Genomic DNA, 16,345 nt, shown 5'->3' with positions numbered 1-16,345 from the left:
GATGAGCGCCGGAGGCGCCGGTGGGTTGGACGCCGACCGGGTCGCCCAAATCGTCACCGGGTCACGCGGATCGGGGTACCGGGTCACCACCGACCATGTGCTGACCGCGAATCACGTTGTTGCCGAGTCGGATACAACCTTGGTCCGGTTCCGACCCGACCAGCCCGGCGAGTGGGAGGCCGACGGAACTGTCGTCTGGCGCAATGCACGAATCGATGTCGCGGTCCTCCGGCTGGACCTGAGCCGACGACCCTCGCAGGCGCTGCCACCGGTGGAGTACGGCCGACTCCCGGAGCGGGACCTGCAGCTGGAATGCAGTCTCATGGGCTATCCGCTGTTCAAGTTGCGCGAGGACCCGCCGATCCCGGGTCTGGAAACCACCCGCTACCGCGACTCCGCGCATGTGCGCGGACACACCTCCCCCTGGTCCAATCTCCGGGAGGGCACGCTGGCCGTGGTCGGGCTTCCAGAGCCCGCGGAACTCCCGAACCCACCGACGGGTACCGCCCCGTCACCCTGGGAAGGCATATCAGGATCCGCACTGTGGTCCGGTGGCTGCCTCATCGGCGTGGTCCAATCACACCATCGCACTGACGGTTTGGGTCAGCTCGCGGCCAGCAGAGTCGACTTCTGGCATCGGTATCTGACCGAGGACGATGCCGCGCGGTTGCGCGACCTCATCGGGCTGCGCTCCACGGCAGAACTGCCTGTCGTGGACGCACCGCACCGCAGCCACTTGCCCGATGGGCCCGGTCGGCTGGGCGAGCAGATCCTCGAGCACAAACTCGATGGTTCCGTCACGAGTCTGTGCTTCGGGCCGGATCGCAGTCTGTTCGCCGCGGCCGACAAGGGCCCGATTCGCCGCTGGCGCACCGATACCGGCGCCCAGCTCGAGTCCTTGTCACCACGCACCTGGCGCGGAATGCACGACGGCGTACGGGTGGCGGCCAGCGAGGAGGACGGCACACAGATATTCCTGCGCCACGGCCATTCCGTCGTGGTGCAGGAGCAGAGCGAGTTGCGCGAAATCGTCAGGTTGATACCGCTCGGCTTCCTCAACCACCAGAGCAATGGCCGCTACGCCATTACCGACTGGTTGTGGAGATTCAAATTGCACACCGCGGCAGGCGAATCCGTCGCGAGCTTCAGCAATGCGGTGGCTGTGGCGCTCTCCGGCGACGGCAGTACGCTGGCCGTTGCCACCGACATCCTGCGAGGCGGCAGCACGGTGCGGGTGTACCAGCTCACGGACATGTCCACGCACACGGTGATCGAGCCGGACCAGGCTTGGGGCCGCGCCATCCAGATCGCGCTGTCCTACGACGGCACCCGCCTCGGCTACGTCACCGCCCGCACCGCAGGCGTCATCGACGTCCACACCGGCCTCCCCATCATGCCCCGCGCGGGCAGCGGCGACCTTCTGACCCAATCCTTCCCCGGCGCAATGGGCTTGGTCTGCACCCCCAACAGCCACCTACTGTGGCTGGCCAGCGGAAAGGTATGGCAACTACGCGGAAACCGGCGTGACGACCGCGCAGTCCTCCCCCGCAGCTCCGGCTACATCCGAATCACGATCAACCGAGACGGCACACAACTAGCGGCAGGAGACCGCGACGGATGGGTCCGACTCTGGAAATGGATCGACTAACAAATCGAATGGTGAGCGCAGAGGGGTTCGAACCCCCGACCGCTGGTGTGTAAAACCAGTGCTCTACCGCTGAGCTATACGCCCGGACGGGTCCCGGGTAGCCGGGCGCCGGATGGTGTCTCGGACCTTGCGGTCCGGGGCAACGGTCTATGAATCTAGCGCGGTTAGGGCTTTCTCCCAAGCCTGCTGGTCACGGGGCTCTCCGGGGCCGTTCATTTCGGCGAAGCGGATGATGCCGTCCTTGTCTACTACGAAGGTGCCGCGGTTGGGGTAGCCGGATTTTTCGTTGAAGACGCCGTAGGACTGGGCTACTTCGCCGTGGGGCCTGAAGTCGGAGAGGAGAGGGAAGGTGTAGTCCTGTTCGGCGGCCCAGATTTTGTGGGTGGGCGGGGGGCCGACCGAGATGGCGAGGATTTCTGCGTTGTCGTTCTGGAACTTGGGGAGTTCGTCGCGGACCTTGCAGAGTTCGCCTTGGCAGATGCCGGTGAAGGCCAGGGGGTAGAAGACGATCAGGACGTTCTTCTTGTCACGGAAGGACGAGAGGGTTACTTCCTGGTTGTTCTGGTCCTTCAGGGTGAAGTCCGGGGCGACTACGCCGACCTCTAGCGGCATGCGGGAACCTCCATCTGTCGGGCATTCGGGCAGGCGGCGGCTCACCGAGAGGTGAGCGCCGTCTGGCGAAAACCTTAGCGAAGACGCGAGTTAGCGCTGCTTCGAGGGCGTTTTGGGCTGCGTGAGTTTGGTACCGGTCCAGGTGCCGAGGCTTACCGGGGTGGTGGAGGTCAGTCCGGCCGGTGTGGCCGATTCTGCGATCTCGCTCGGGTCGACATGCCCTGGCTGGCCGGTTTTGGGTGTGAGGACCCAGACGATACCGTCGTCTGCGAGCGGGGTGGTGACATCCATCAGCTCGTCGACCAGGTCGCCGTCGCCGTCCCGCCACCAGAGCAGTACGACGTCCACCACCTCGTCGGTGTCCTCGTCCAGGAGTTCGGAGCCGACGACCTCTTCGATATCCGCCCGCAGGTCGTCGTCGGTATCCTCGTCCCAGCCCAGTTCCTGAACCACCATGCCGTGTGCAATGCCAAGCTTCTGAGCGTAGTTCTGCGCGTCCGCCGCGGCGACCACGGTGGTGTCCTCCTCAACTCCCGAGACAATAGGTAGTTGCAAGCGAACATGGTTATGGCCTTCAGCGCAAGCCGATCGACCGAATTCGCACCCCAAATGTCTTATGTGAGACCCGTGAGTCTGTGCACCGACACGCCGCGCCGGGCACATTTCACCCGACACGCCGCCCATATTCGCGCCGCTCACAACCGGTTTCACCGTGCGGGGCAGGCGCTCCGCACCGCGTTCAGCGCGTCGTTCACGGTCCGACTCGCCTCGTTGAGCGGCGCGACCGAGGAAGTCGACGACATCTTGCGCACCTCGGCCGCCAGCGCCCGCGCCGCGTTCACGTAGTCGGTCAGCTTGGTCGCCAGATCCGTCGGCAGGTCCGCTCCGGAAGCGTTCACCTGTGTCTCGACCGTGCGCGCCGCGTCATCGAGCGCATTGGCCGCGGTGTCCCGCTTCTGCGCTTGATCCGCCGTGTTCCCGTCGTGGGCGTCGACGAAGTCGTTGTAGCGATCCACAGCCGTCCCGGTCGTGGTCCGGAACGGATTGCAGTTGTCAGCTATCGCCTTCGCCTGCGCCGCGGCCTTCTTCGAGGATGTGGCCGCCGCCGAAGACGAAGCCGCTTCGGCCCGAAACGACGTGGCCGCAGCCTGATCGGCCGTCGGAGTACCCTCGACCGAGTTGGCGCAACCTACGAGAACTAAGCCGACGCCAAGGGTCGCAGTAGTGCAAAACATCCCGAACCCGCGCGGGTTCAGCAGCTTCATCGTCCTCCCCGTTCCGCCTCGGCCGGTTCCCTGGAGACCGTACTGGATTTCCGTCTGACATGATGACCTGGGACGCATCATGCACAAGGATGTAAGATGTGCCCCAAACCAATCGTTACGGGTATGCCGCACATCAGCGACTACCCGGGGTAATGACGCCATGATGTCCCACCCCTGTGTACGAGGAGCAAATGTCTTGACCGACCTGATGCACCCGACCTCTTCGTCGAGTCCCACCAACGGACCGGCGCGCAAACCCCGGCGGGGGCGGGGCGGGTCCGAGTGATCCGCGAGGGGGTGGCGTCATATCTGCCGGACATCGATCCGGAAGAGACCAGCGAATGGCTGGATTCCTTCGACGAGATGCTCCAGCGCGAAGGCCCGGGCCGCGCCCGCTACCTCATGCTGCGCCTATTGGAGCGCGCCGGTGAACGCCGCGTCGCTATCCCGGCGCTGACCTCCACCGACTACGTCAACACCATCCCCACCGAGAACGAGCCGTGGTTCCCGGGCGACGAGGAGGTGGAGCGCCGCTTCCGCGCCTACATTCGCTGGAACGCCGCGGTCATAGTGCACCGCGCGCAGCGCCCCGGTATCGGTGTGGGCGGCCATATTTCGACCTACGCCTCGTCAGCGGCTCTTTACGAGGTCGGCTTCAATCACTTCTTCCGCGGCAAGGACCACTCGGGCGGCGGCGACCAGATCTTCATCCAGGGCCACGCCTCCCCCGGCATCTACGCCCGCGCCTTCCTCGAGGGCCGCCTGACCGAAGACCAGATGGACGGCTTCCGCCAGGAGTACTCGCACGGCGGTCCGGGCCACGGCCTGTCCGCCTACCCGCACCCGCGGCTCATGCCCGACTTCTGGGAATTCCCCACGGTCTCCATGGGTCTGGGCCCGATGAACGCCATCTACCAGGCGCGCTTCAACCACTACCTGCACGATCGCGGCATCAAGGACACCGCCGATCAGCATGTCTGGGCGTTCCTCGGCGACGGCGAAATGGACGAGCCGGAATCGCGGGGCCTCATCCAGGTCGCGGCCAACGAGGGCTTGGACAATCTGACCTTCGTCATCAACTGCAACCTGCAGCGCCTCGACGGCCCGGTCCGCGGCAACGGCAAGATCGTGCAGGAACTGGAGTCGTTCTTCCGCGGCGCGGGCTGGAATGTCATCAAGGTCGTCTGGGGCCGCGAGTGGGACGCCCTGCTGCAGGCCGACCGCGACGGCGCGCTGGTGAACCTCATGAACACCACCCCCGACGGCGATTTCCAGACCTACAAGGCCAATGACGGCGCCTACGTGCGCGAGCACTTCTTCGGCCGCGACCCGCGCACCAAGGAACTGGTCAAGGGCCTGTCCGACGGCGATATCTGGAACCTCAAGCACGGCGGCCACGACTACCGCAAGATCTACGCGGCCTACGCCGCGGCCATGGCCCACAAGGGTCAGCCGACGGTCATTCTCGCCAAGACCATCAAGGGCTACGGCCTGGGCAAGCACTTCGAGGCCCGCAATGCCACGCACCAGATGAAGAAGATGACCCTCGACGATCTGAAGGCGTTCCGCGACGTGCAGCGCATTCCGATCACCGACGCCGAGCTGGAGCGCGACCCGTACCTGCCCCCGTACTACCACCCCGGCCAGGACGCTCCGGAAATCCAGTACCTGCTGGACCGCCGCAAGCAGCTCGGCGGCTACCTGCCCGAGCGCCGCACCAAGGCCAAGCCGCTGCAGCTCCCGGGCGACGAGCCCTACTGCTCCATCCGCAAGGGTTCGGGCAAGCAGTCCGTCGCCACCATCATGGCCTTCGTCCGCCTCATGAAGGAACTGTTGCGCGACAAGGGGATCGGCAAGCGCATCGTGCCGATCATCCCGGACGAGGCCCGCATCTTCGGCATGGACTCCTGGTTCCCGTCGCTCAAGATCTACAACCGCAACGGCCAGCTCTACACCTCGGTCGACGCGGAACTCATGCTCGCCTACAAGGAGTCGAGCATCGGCCAGATCCTGCACGAGGGCATCAACGAGGCCGGTTCGACCTCGAGCTTCACCGCGGTCGGCACCTCCTACGCCACGCACGGCGAGCCGATGATCCCGCTCTACATCTTCTATTCGATGTTCGGCTTCCAGCGCACCGGCGACGGCATCTGGGCGGCCGCGGATCAGATGGCCCGCGGTTTCGTGCTCGGCGCCACGGCGGGCCGCACCACCCTGACCGGTGAGGGCTTGCAGCACAACGACGGTCATTCGCTGCTGCTGGCGTCGACCAACCCGGCGTGTGTCCCCTACGATCCGGCGTTCGCCTTCGAGATCGCCCACATCGTGCGCGACGGTCTGCGCCGCATGTACGGCGGCGGCGTGGCCAACAGCTATCAGGAGGCCCTGCCCGGCACCGATCCCGAGGCGCATTCCCAGCACCGCGAGTTCGGCGGCGAGGACATCTTCTACTACATCACCCTCTACAACGAGCCGCAGTCACAGCCCGTGGAGCCGGAGAACCTGGATGTGGAGGGCCTGCTGCAGGGCATCTACCTCTACAAGCCGGGCGCGGCGGGCGATGTGCGCGCCCAGATCCTGGTCGCGGGCGTCACCATGCCCGACGGCCTGCGCGCCCAGCAGATGCTGGCCGAGGAGTGGGGCGTTCAGGCCGATGTCTGGTCGGTGACCTCGTGGGGCGAGCTCCGCAAGGAGGCCCTCGCCAAGGAGATCGCCAAACTGCGCCACCCGGAACAGGATCCGGGCCTGCCCTATGTCACCAAGGTCCTCTCCCAGGCGCAGGGCCCGTTCGTGGCCGCCTCGGACTGGATGCGCGCGGTCCCGGATCAGATCCGCCAGTGGGTCCCGGGCCAGTTCATCTCCCTGGGCACCGACGGTTTCGGTTTCTCCGACACGCGCCCCGCGGCGCGCCGTGTCTACAACGTGGACGCGGCGTCGATCGTGGTGGCCGCGCTGTCCGGTCTGGCCAAGGAAGGCAAGATCGACCAGGCCAAGGCCGCCGAGGCCGCCGCCAAGTACAGCATCGACGATGTGAACGCGGCTCCCAAGGCGGCACCCGGTTCCGAGGGTGGCGACGCATAACGCACGATTAACACTGTGGAACGTAAACCGCCGAGGCCGCGCCGGATCAACGAAGGTTCCTCCGAACACGAGGTGTACCTCCCGACCGGCGCGCTCTCCCCGAACCGGCAGACCCGCGATCCGCTTCCCGACACGCTGCTCAAGCGGGTGAAGCAGTTCTCGGGTCGGCTCTCCACCGAGGCCGTGGCCTCGATGCAGGAGCGGTTGCCGTTCTTCGCCAATCTGGATGCCGCGCAACGCGCGGGAGTCCAGTTGCTGGTGCAGACGGCGGTGGTGAACTTTCTGGAGTGGTTGCAGGACCCGGAAAGCGATATCCGGTTCAGCCTGGACGCTTTCCAGGTCATCCCGGACGATCTGGCGCGGCGGCTGACGCTGCGCCAGACCGTCGACATGGTCCGCGTGGCCATGGAGTTCTTCGAACAGTGGCTACCGGCCTTGGCGCGCAACGACCGGCAGCTGGTGGCGCTCACCGAGGCGGTACTGCGATACGGGCGGGAGCTCGGTTTCGCGGCCGCCTCGGTGTACGCCAGCGCGGCGGAATCCCGCGGCGCGTGGGATACCCGCCTGGAGGCCCTCGTCGTAGACGCCGTGGTGCGCGGCGATACCGGCCCCGAAATGCTCTCCCGCGCGGCCACTCTCAACTGGGACGCCACCGCCCCCGCCACGGTCCTGGTCGGCACACCCCCGAAAGATCAAGTGGCGGCGGTCGTCGGCTCCGTACACGGCATCGCCGCGCGACACGGCCGCAATGCTCTCGCCGTCGTGCAAGGCACCCGCCTGGTGATGGTCGTCAGCGGCCATCTGGGCGACACCATGTACCCCTCCCCCTTCCTGGCCGACCTCCTCGGCGAGGTCTTCTCCGACGGCCCGGTCGTCATCGGCCCCACGACACGCACGCTGTCCGCCGCGCACATCAGCTCCGTGGAAGCCATGGCCGGAATGGAGGCCGTCGTCGGCTGGCGCGGCGCGCCACGCCCGGTGCACGCCTCGGAATTGCTACCCGAGCGAGCTCTGCTCGGCGACCGCGCCGCTGTGGAGGCTCTCAACGACAACATTGTGTTACCGATGGCCGCCGCCGCGGACTTGTCCAATACCTTGGACGCCTATCTGGATTGTGGTGGAGCAGTCGAGACCTGTGCTCGGCAACTGTTCATCCATCCAAATACCGTGCGTTATCGGTTGAAGCGCGTAGCCGACATCACTGGCCGCGATCCGATGAATCCGCGCGATGCCTACGTGTTACGTATCGCCGCCACCATAGGCAGGCTGACACGAACCCGTAACGAATCACCTACTCCTACCTCAGAGATCCCAGTAGTCACAGATCCGAAAGAGGGGATGTAACGCGTCCACCGAATCGGACGATCGGCGCAACTCACCTCCCCTTTTGTGGACTCCCCACAAAAGACCCTCCGAAGCTTCATTCGCGCCGACATCTCTGGAGACCGGCCTCACAGTGTTCTCTTAGAGGCGTGATCGCATTGCTCGCCCCTGGACAGGGCTCTCAGACACCCGGCATGCTCACTCCTTGGCTCGAACTTCCCGGCGCTGCTGATCGCATCGCGCTGTGGTCGAAGGCCTCGGGGCTGGACCTGCTGCGGTTGGGCACCACCGCGACCGCCGAAGAGATCACCGATACCGCGGTTACCCAACCGCTGGTCGTCGCGGCTGCCCTGCTTGCTTTCGCGGAAATCCCGCAGGACTCGCTTCCCGCGGACACCATCGTCGCCGGACACTCTGTCGGCGAACTCGCCGCTGCCGCCGTCGCCGGAGTCATCTCCGCCGACGACGCCGTGGCACTGGCCGCCCTCCGCGGTGCGGAGATGGCCAAAGCGTGCGCCCTCGAGCCGACCGGCATGTCGGCGGTGCTCGGCGGTGACGAGAACGCCGTGCTCGCCCGGCTCGAGGAACTCGGCCTGATCCCGGCCAACCGCAATGCGGTGGGTCAGATCGTGGCAGCGGGTAAGCTCGGGGCGCTCGAAGAACTCGCGGCCAACCCGCCCGAGAAGGCTCGCGTTCGAGCACTGCCGGTCGCCGGCGCCTTCCACACCGCGTTCATGGCTCCGGCCCAGGACGCTGTCACGGAGGCTGTTTCCAAGATCGTGCCCGGCGAGCCGACGCGAGTGCTGCTGTCGAACTTCGACGGTCAGCCGGTCGTCTCCGGCCAGGATGCGATCGATAAGCTCGCCGCTCAGGTCACCCGCCCCGTGCGCTGGGACCTGTGCACCGAGACGATCCGCGCGGCAGGCGTTTCCGCGGTGGCAGAATTGCCGCCCGCGGGCACCCTGGTCGGCATCGCCAAACGGGAGCTCAAGGGCACCCCGAACCTGGCGCTGAAGACCCCCGCGGACCTCCCCGCGCTGGCAGAACTCACCACCGCGGACTAGCTTGACTCGCGGCCTGCTCCACCAACGGCGATGGAGCGCTTCAGGTCGTGGCAGGAAATCAGTACCCCACATCCCCACTACACGAAGACAAGAAGGGAGCCACCACAGTGGCCGCTCTGACCCAGGAACAGATCGTCGAAGAGCTCGGCAAGATCATCGAAGAGGTGACCGGTATCGAGCCCTCCGAGGTGACCATCGAGAAGTCCTTCGTCGACGACCTGGACATCGACTCGCTGTCGATGGTCGAGATCGCCGTTCAGACCGAGGACAAGTACGGCGTCAAGATCCCCGATGAGGACCTGGCGAGCCTGAAGACCGTCGGCGACGCGGTGGCCTACATCCAGAAGCTCGAGGCCGAGAACGCGGACGCGGCCGAGGAGCTCAAGGCCAAGTTCGGCGACAAGTAAGGCCGACACGTGACCACTCCTTCCACCTTGAATGGGAACTTCCCCAACGTCGTCGTAACGAGCATGGCGGCGACCACGGCGATCGCCGGTGACGTCGATGCGACGTGGAAGGGCCTCCTCAACGGCGAGAGCGGGATCGACGTCCTCGAGGACGACTTCATCGAGGAGTACAACCTTCCGGTTCGTATCGGCGGGCACCTGAAGGTGTCGCCGGACACCCTGCTGGATCGCGTCGAGATCCGCCGCATGGCTTATGTCGAGCGGCTCGCCATGGTCCTCGGTCGTGAGGTCTGGAAGAACGCCGGTACCCCGGAGGTCGACCCGCTGCGGCTGGGTGTGGCCATCGGCACCGGTCTCGGTGGCGGCGACGCCCTCATCGATTCGGTCGACAAGCTGAAGAACGGCGGCTACCGCAAGATCTCGCCGCTGGCCGTTCAGATGGTCATGCCGAACGGTCCGTCGGCCGTCGTCGGTCTCGAGCTCAAGGCGCGGGCGGGAGTGATCACTCCGGTCTCGGCGTGCTCGTCGGGTTCGGAGGCCATCGCCAATGCGTGGCGGATGATCGTCATGGGTGACGCCGATATGGTCGTCACCGGTGGCGTCGAGGGCTTCATCGACTCGGTGCCGATCGCCGCGTTCTCGATGATGCGTGCCATGAGCACCCGCAACGACGATCCAAAGGGCGCCTCGCGTCCGTTCGACAAGGATCGCGACGGCTTCGTCTTCGGCGAGGCGGGTGCGCTCATGGTCATCGAGACCGAGGAGCACGCCAAGGCTCGTGGCGCCACCATCCACGCCCGTCTGCTGGGCGCGGGTATCACCTCCGACGGCTTCCACCTGGTGGCGCCGGATCCGGAGGGCAGCGGAGCGGCTCGCGCCATGCAGCGCGCGATGCAGACCGCGGGTCTGTCCGCCAAGGACATCACCCATGTGAACGCGCACGCGACTGCCACCCCCATCGGTGACACCGCGGAGAAGAACGCGATTCACAAGGCGGGCGTTCAGCACGCCTCGGTCTACGCGCCCAAGTCCGCCCTGGGCCACTCGATCGGCGCCGTCGGCGCGCTCGAGTCGGTGCTCACGGTCCTCAGCATCCGGGACGGCATCGTCCCGCCGACGCTGAACCTGGACAACCAGGATCCGGAGATCGACCTGGATGTCGTGCACGGCGAAGCTCGCCGTCAGGACATCGAGTACGCGATCAACAACTCCTTTGGTTTCGGTGGGCACAATGTCGCGCTCGCCCTCGGCCGGTACTGACATCAGATCCGGTCAGTAAGACAAGCGGTCCCGGCGGGGCTCTCGGATGGCGATCCCGCACCCGAGTTCCCCGCCGGGACTTCGACATTCTTCAGAGGAGTCCGCCATGACCATAATGGCTCCCGCGCATGCTGGTACCGCGACCGATCCCCGTGATCCGCTGGGCCGGTTGCAGCGCTTCTTCGATCCCGGCACCGTGCTCCCGCTGCACCCGCGCGACAAGTCCGGCGTGCTCGCCGCCATCGGCGAGGTCGACGGCGTCCGCACCGTGGCCTACTGCTCCGACGCGACCGTTATGGGCGGCGCCATGGGCGTCGAGGGGTGCAAGCACATTGTCGATGCCATCGATACGGCCATCGACTCCCAGATTCCCGTTGTGGGCCTGTGGCATTCGGGCGGCGCCCGCCTCGCCGAAGGCGTCGAGGCGCTGCACGCGGTCGGACTGGTCTTCGAGGCCATGGTCCGAGCGTCCGGTCAGGTTCCCCAGATTTCGGTGGTGCTCGGCTTCGCCGCCGGTGGCGCCGCCTACGGTCCCGCGCTGACCGATATCGTGATCATGGCCCCCGAGGGCCGTGTCTTCGTCACCGGCCCGGACGTGGTCCGCAGCGTCACCGGTGAGAACGTGGACATGGCGACTCTGGGCGGGCCGGTCACCCACGGCAAGAAGTCCGGTGTCTGCCATATCGTCGCCGATGACGAGGCCGATGCCATGCACCGCGCGCGTCGCCTCGTCTCGATGTTCGCCGAGCAGGGCGAATTCGATCTGGTCGCCGCCGCGCACGGCGATGTCGACCTCAAGGCCATGCTGCCGGAGTCGGCCAAGCGCGCCTATGACGTGAAGCCGATCATTCACGAACTGCTCGACAATGTCGGCGAAGAAAGCTCTTTCGAGGAATTGCAGGGCGGGTACGCGCGCTCCATCGTCACCGGGCTGGGTCGGCTCGGCGGGCGCACCGTGGGTGTGCTGGCCAACAACCCGATTCGCCTCGGCGGCTGCTTGAACTCCGAAAGTGCCGAGAAGGCAGCGCGTTTCGTGCGGCTGTGCAACGCCTTCGGCATTCCGATGATCGTGGTCACCGATGTGCCGGGCTATCTGCCGGGCGTCGGTATGGAGTGGGAGGGCGTGGTGCGCCGCGGCGCGAAGCTGTTGCACGCCTTCGCCGAAGCTCGGGTTCCGCGCGTCACGCTGGTGACCCGCAAGATCTACGGCGGCGCCTACATCGCCATGAACGCCCGCTCGCTGGGCGCGACGGCCGTGTATGCCTGGCCGGGCTCCGAGGTCGCGGTCATGGGCGCCAAGGCCGCGGTCGGCATTCTGCACAAGAAGGCCATTGCCGCCGCGCCGGAGGAGGAGCGCGAGGCGCTCATCGAGCAGCTGACCGAGGAACACGAGCGGATCGCGGGCGGCGTCGAGCGCGCCATCGCCATCGGCGTCGTGGACGAGGTCGTCGATCCGGCCAAGACGCGGTCCACCCTTGCCGCCGCACTGGCCGCGGCGCCCGCCACGGCGCAGCACAACAAGAACATTCCGCTGTAACCAGCCGAAACGGGGAACGCGGGCGGTCTCTCCATTGAGACGGCCCGCGTTCTTGTTGTGGGAGTACCCATTTCGGCGGCGACTATGCCTGCCGTCCGGCGGATATATGGGTTCGTTTCGCGGTGGGCAACAGCGGCGACATCCCGGTGACACGGACTGCTTCTAGCGTTCCGGCATGTGCGAAACTCTCGAAAAGCCCGCGGAATCGGCTCCGGCGCGCCGGACACCCTGGTATCGATCGCTGTTCGCGCAATTGGCGGTGGCGGTGGTCGCCGGGATCCTCGTCGGCGCGGCCTGGCCGGAGTTCGGGGCGGATCTGAAGCCGCTCGGGGACGGGTTCATCAAGCTGATCAAGATGGTGATCGCGCCCATCGTGTTCTGCACGGTGGTGCTCGGCATCGCCCATGTCGGCAATCTGAAGTCGGTGGGGCGGATCGGGATCAAGGCGCTCATCTACTTCGAGGTGATCACCACCTTCGCGCTGGTGTTCGGGCTGGTCGTGGGCAATCTGGTCGAGCCCGGATCGGGGTTCAGCATCGATCCGCAGACGCTGGCGACCGACGCGGATCAGATCGCGAAGAAGACCGGCAATGGCGAGCTCCCGCACACCGTGGAGTTCCTGATGAACATCATCCCGGGCTCGCTGATCTCGGCGTTCGCGGAGAACAAGCTGCTACAGGTGCTGTTCGTGGCGGTGCTGTTCGGCGTGGCGCTGGCCAAGTACGGGGAGAACGGGCCGCCGATCCTGCTCGAGCTCATCGATCATGCGAGCCGGATCCTGTTCATCGTCATCGGCTGGATCATGAAGCTGTCGCCGATCGGGGCGTTCGGGGCGATGGCGTTCATCATCGGGCAGTACGGGCTGAAATCCCTTGGCAGTTACGGGAAGCTGATCGCCTGCTGTTACGGTGCGGCCGCCCTGTTTCTCGTCGTGCTGGCTGTGGTGACGCGGGTCTTCGCGGGTGTGAGTCTCTGGAAGTTCGTGCGCTACATCAAGGATGAGCTGTTCATCGCGCTCGGTACCGCGTCGACCGAAGTGGTGCTGCCGCGCATCATGGCCAAGCTGGTCGATGCGGGCGCTTCCCGGGCGACCACGGGTCTCGTTGTGCCGACCGGCTATTCGTTCAATCTGGATGGCGCGACGCTGTATCTTGCCGTCTGCGTGCTCTTCCTGGCCCAAGCCGTCGGCGTGGATCTGAGCCTCGGCGAGCAGATCACCGCGCTCCTGGTACTCATGCTGACCTCCAAAGGCATGGCGGGCGTTCCCGGTTCCTCGTTCCTGGCCTTGTCGGCGACCGTCAGCGCCATCGGCCACGGCTCCATTCCCGTTGCCGCCGTGGCCATCCTGCTGGGCGCGGACCGCATCATGGACTCCATGCGGGTCACGGTGAACCTGCTCGGCAATTGCGTCGCCACGCTGGTGGTCGCGAACTGGGAAGGTCAACTCGACAAGAACCGCCTGACCCGAATCCTGAACGGCGAACCCGTCGAACCCCTCGACGACCCGGATCCGATGTCGGAGGCGACCCGGCCGATGACACCCGAATTGGCATGATGCCCGATCCTGCTGCGCAAGGTGAACCACGAGCGGCCGCGTAGAGGACACATACGCGGGCCACAGGATGTGGCTCGCGCAGCGGCGGGGCGAGGTTCGCGCTGGAACGCACTGCACCGGTGAAACACTGGTTCAGGTCCCGGCCGCGAAGGGTCTGCGGTCGTCTACATCGGCAACTGCTCCCCCGAGCGCGCGGCCAGGCGCGTCTACCTGGGAATACGGGAACGGTTGGTAGGGTCGCGACGGTGCGTACCCCCTCCAGGATTGTCACCCTGTTCGCGGTGCCCGCGTTGGCACTGGCCGCTTGTTCATCGGGCCCGGAGCAGCCGGAGACGGTCGCCCAGCAGTTCGCCGATGCCTTGAACGCCGATGATGTCGCAGCCGCTGCGGCGCTGACCGATGATCCGAACGCGGCGTCGGCAGCGCTCGGCGGGCTTTACGACGGGCTGGGCAAGGAGGTACGCTACGAGGTGCGCGAGTCCGGGAAGGACGGCGACAAAGACACTTTCACGCTCGCCGCCACCTGGAAACTCGGGACCGACGGCAAGCACGAGTGGTCCTACACGACCTCCGGCACCGCGGCGGATTCCGGCGGTTGGAAGGTGCACTGGAATCCGGCCACCGTCGCACCGGGTCTGGACCAGGGTCCGCTGTCCTTCGGACCTTCCTATCCGCAACAGCCCGCCCGGGTATTGGACTCGACGGGCGGCGAACTCATGGCCCAGCAGATCGTCACTCTCGTCAATCTCTCCCCCGGTGCGGACACCGGCGCGGTCGCGGGCTTACTGAGCCCTATCGCCCCCGGCATCACCGCCGCCTCCCTGCAATCGGAACTGGACGGCGCACAGGGCAAGTCGATCACCGCGATCAGCCTGCGTCCCGCCGATCTGGCCCCGATCGAAGCGCAGCTCGCGGCCCTGCCCAATGTCACCCTGGCCCCGCAGACCCGCCTGCTGACCACCGATAAGACCCTCGCCTCCCCCACCCTGTCCGGCCTGGCCGACCTGTGGCAGCAGAACGCCGACGCCGCGGCAGGCTGGGCGGTGCGCGCCAAGACCGCCGACGGCAGCACGGTGCGCATCGCCGGTCAGGATCCGAAGCCCACCACGGACATCCGGACAACCATCGACCTGGCCCTGCAACAGGCCGCCGAATCCGCCCTCGCGCCAATCGAACAGCCCGCCGCGATCGTCGCCCTCCAGCCCTCCACCGGCAATGTCCTTGCCATGGCCCAGAACCCGGCCGCCGACGCCCAGGGCCCCATAGCCCTGACCGGCCTCTACCCACCCGGCTCCACCTTCAAAACGGTCACCGTCTCCGCCGCCCTGCAAGCGGGCCTGGTAACCCCCGACACGGTCGTCCCCTGCCCCGGCAGCGCGAATATCGAAGGTCGCCGCATCCCCAACGACAACAACTTCGACCTCGGCCAGGTCCCCCTCCACACCGCCTTCGCCCAATCCTGCAACACGACAATGGGCCAGTTAGCCGTACAGTTACCCGCCGACGGACTAACGAATGCCGCCGCCCAACTCGGCCTCGGAATCGATTACGTAACCCCCGGACTCACCACCGTCACCGGCAAAGTCCCCCTCACCGAAACCCCCGCCGAACGCGTCGAAGCCGGAATCGGCCAAGGCAAGGTCACCGCCACCCCCTTCGGCATGGCCCTGGTCGCCGCCTCCATCGCCCACGGCTCCGTCCCCGCCCCCACCGTGGTCACCGGTCAGCCCGGCCCCCCCGACCGCGCCCCGACAGCCCTCCCACCCGGCATAGCCGACCAAATCAAATCCATGATGCGCGAAACGATCACCGGCGGCACCGCCACCGCCCTCCGCGACATCCCCAACCTCCTAGGCAAAACCGGCACCGCCGAATACATCGACGACACCCACGCCCACGGCTGGTTCGTAGGCATAGCCGACGACCTGGCCTTCGCCGTCTTCATCAGCGACGCAGGAAGCTCCGCCCCCGCAGTAGAAACCGCAGGCCGCATCCTCCGCACCCCCCGCTAACCGCAAGCAGGTAATGGTGTGGGTTGTTTGCGGCGTGTCGCCTGCACCATTACCTGCTCATTGACCCATGGGTGGTCGATGGCGCGTCAGGAGAGGAGGCGGATCTTGTCTTGGGATTCGTTTTGGCTGGCGCACTGTTGGAAGGGGTTTGAGTCGCCTTGGCGTTCGCCGCAGACCCAGCGGATGTTGTCGATGACCACCGGGATGTCGCCTTCGGGTTGTTGTTTGCGGGCGTCGGCGTAGGCGTTGACTACCGACAGGGCGGTCGGGCAGAAGTCTGGGCCCTTGGTGGTGAAGGCTACGACGGCGAGGTCCCAGGGGCCGGTGCCGCAGTGGACCGGGTCGCCGAGGGTGGGGGTGTCGTCGGCGCGGACGGTGGTGGGGGCGGGGGTGGTGTGACCCGTGTGGGGGTCGGTGTCGGTGTCGGAGCAGGCCGTGAGGGCGGCCAGAGTGAGGGTGCCCGCGGCGATCAGGGTGAGCGGACTGGTGGTCCTCTGCTTCAAGGGGAAACTCCCTTCGTGGCAGCGCGTTTCGGGGATGGGGCATCGTTCGTCCGGCGGTCCCGGGCGGTGGTGCTCATC

The 16,345-nt window shown here is 66.3% G+C and carries 13 protein-coding genes and 1 tRNA gene; 9 read left to right on the top strand and 5 right to left on the bottom strand.

Annotated elements, in window-relative coordinates:
* Window position 1 precedes the first annotated feature (1 nt).
* On the top strand, window positions 2-1,648 hold the full coding sequence (locus tag NC4_RS22350; RefSeq protein ID WP_067541473.1) for a trypsin-like peptidase domain-containing protein: 1,647 nt from the start codon (window positions 2-4) through the stop codon (window positions 1,646-1,648).
* Between the two features lie 9 nt (window positions 1,649-1,657).
* On the opposite strand, the gene NC4_RS22345 is transcribed toward NC4_RS22350, so the two are convergent.
* From NC4_RS22345 to NC4_RS22330, 4 genes are all read right to left on the bottom strand, one after another.
* Window positions 1,658-1,732: transfer RNA gene (locus tag NC4_RS22345), tRNA-Val, on the bottom strand.
* Between the two features lie 63 nt (window positions 1,733-1,795).
* Window positions 1,796-2,260, bottom strand: coding sequence for a peroxiredoxin (locus NC4_RS22340; RefSeq protein ID WP_067541471.1), 465 nt, complete (start codon window positions 2,258-2,260; stop codon window positions 1,796-1,798).
* Window positions 2,261-2,350: 90 nt separating this feature from the next.
* Window positions 2,351-2,773: a DUF3052 domain-containing protein gene (locus tag NC4_RS22335; protein WP_067541733.1), complete on the bottom strand. Its 423-nt coding sequence runs from the start codon at window positions 2,771-2,773 to the stop codon at window positions 2,351-2,353.
* Between the two features lie 194 nt (window positions 2,774-2,967).
* A complete protein-coding gene (locus tag NC4_RS22330) occupies window positions 2,968-3,525 on the bottom strand; it encodes an Rv2240c family protein (RefSeq protein WP_067541469.1) in 558 nt (185 codons plus the stop codon).
* A gap of 282 nt (window positions 3,526-3,807) precedes the next feature.
* On the opposite strand from NC4_RS22330, the gene aceE reads away from it, so the two are divergent.
* From aceE to NC4_RS22290, 8 genes are all read left to right on the top strand, one after another.
* Window positions 3,808-6,606, top strand: a complete 2,799-nt coding sequence (aceE, locus tag NC4_RS22325; RefSeq protein WP_245721845.1) for a pyruvate dehydrogenase (acetyl-transferring), homodimeric type — start codon at window positions 3,808-3,810, stop codon at window positions 6,604-6,606.
* A 45-nt stretch (window positions 6,607-6,651) separates the two neighbouring features.
* A complete protein-coding gene (locus NC4_RS22320) occupies window positions 6,652-7,950 on the top strand; it encodes a PucR family transcriptional regulator (protein ID WP_439957548.1) in 1,299 nt (432 codons plus the stop codon).
* 128 nt (window positions 7,951-8,078) lie between these two features.
* Entirely contained in the window at window positions 8,079-8,993 is a 915-nt protein-coding gene (locus NC4_RS22315; protein WP_067541465.1) for an ACP S-malonyltransferase, read from the top strand.
* A gap of 107 nt (window positions 8,994-9,100) precedes the next feature.
* Window positions 9,101-9,400, top strand: coding sequence for a meromycolate extension acyl carrier protein AcpM (acpM, locus tag NC4_RS22310; protein WP_067541463.1), 300 nt, complete (start codon window positions 9,101-9,103; stop codon window positions 9,398-9,400).
* A 9-nt stretch (window positions 9,401-9,409) separates the two neighbouring features.
* On the top strand, window positions 9,410-10,660 hold the full coding sequence (locus NC4_RS22305) for a KasA/KasB family beta-ketoacyl-ACP synthase (RefSeq protein WP_067541461.1): 1,251 nt from the start codon (window positions 9,410-9,412) through the stop codon (window positions 10,658-10,660).
* Between the two features lie 106 nt (window positions 10,661-10,766).
* Entirely contained in the window at window positions 10,767-12,197 is a 1,431-nt protein-coding gene (locus NC4_RS22300) for an acyl-CoA carboxylase subunit beta (protein WP_067541459.1), read from the top strand.
* 175 nt (window positions 12,198-12,372) lie between these two features.
* The gene (dctA, locus tag NC4_RS22295) at window positions 12,373-13,752 is read left to right on the top strand and encodes a C4-dicarboxylate transporter DctA (protein WP_067541457.1); all 1,380 of its coding nucleotides are present in this window, start codon (window positions 12,373-12,375) and stop codon (window positions 13,750-13,752) included.
* A gap of 245 nt (window positions 13,753-13,997) precedes the next feature.
* Window positions 13,998-15,764: a penicillin-binding transpeptidase domain-containing protein gene (locus NC4_RS22290; protein WP_067541455.1), complete on the top strand. Its 1,767-nt coding sequence runs from the start codon at window positions 13,998-14,000 to the stop codon at window positions 15,762-15,764.
* A gap of 86 nt (window positions 15,765-15,850) precedes the next feature.
* Here NC4_RS22290 and NC4_RS22285 read toward each other — a convergent pair whose 3' ends face one another.
* Entirely contained in the window at window positions 15,851-16,267 is a 417-nt protein-coding gene (locus NC4_RS22285; protein WP_067541453.1) for a hypothetical protein, read from the bottom strand.
* Between the last annotated feature and the right edge of the window lie 78 nt (window positions 16,268-16,345).

This window comes from Nocardia crassostreae, assembly GCF_001613405.1.
GTDB classification, from domain to species: domain Bacteria; phylum Actinomycetota; class Actinomycetes; order Mycobacteriales; family Mycobacteriaceae; genus Nocardia; species Nocardia crassostreae.
This window is presented reverse-complemented; position numbering and strand designations above follow the sequence as displayed.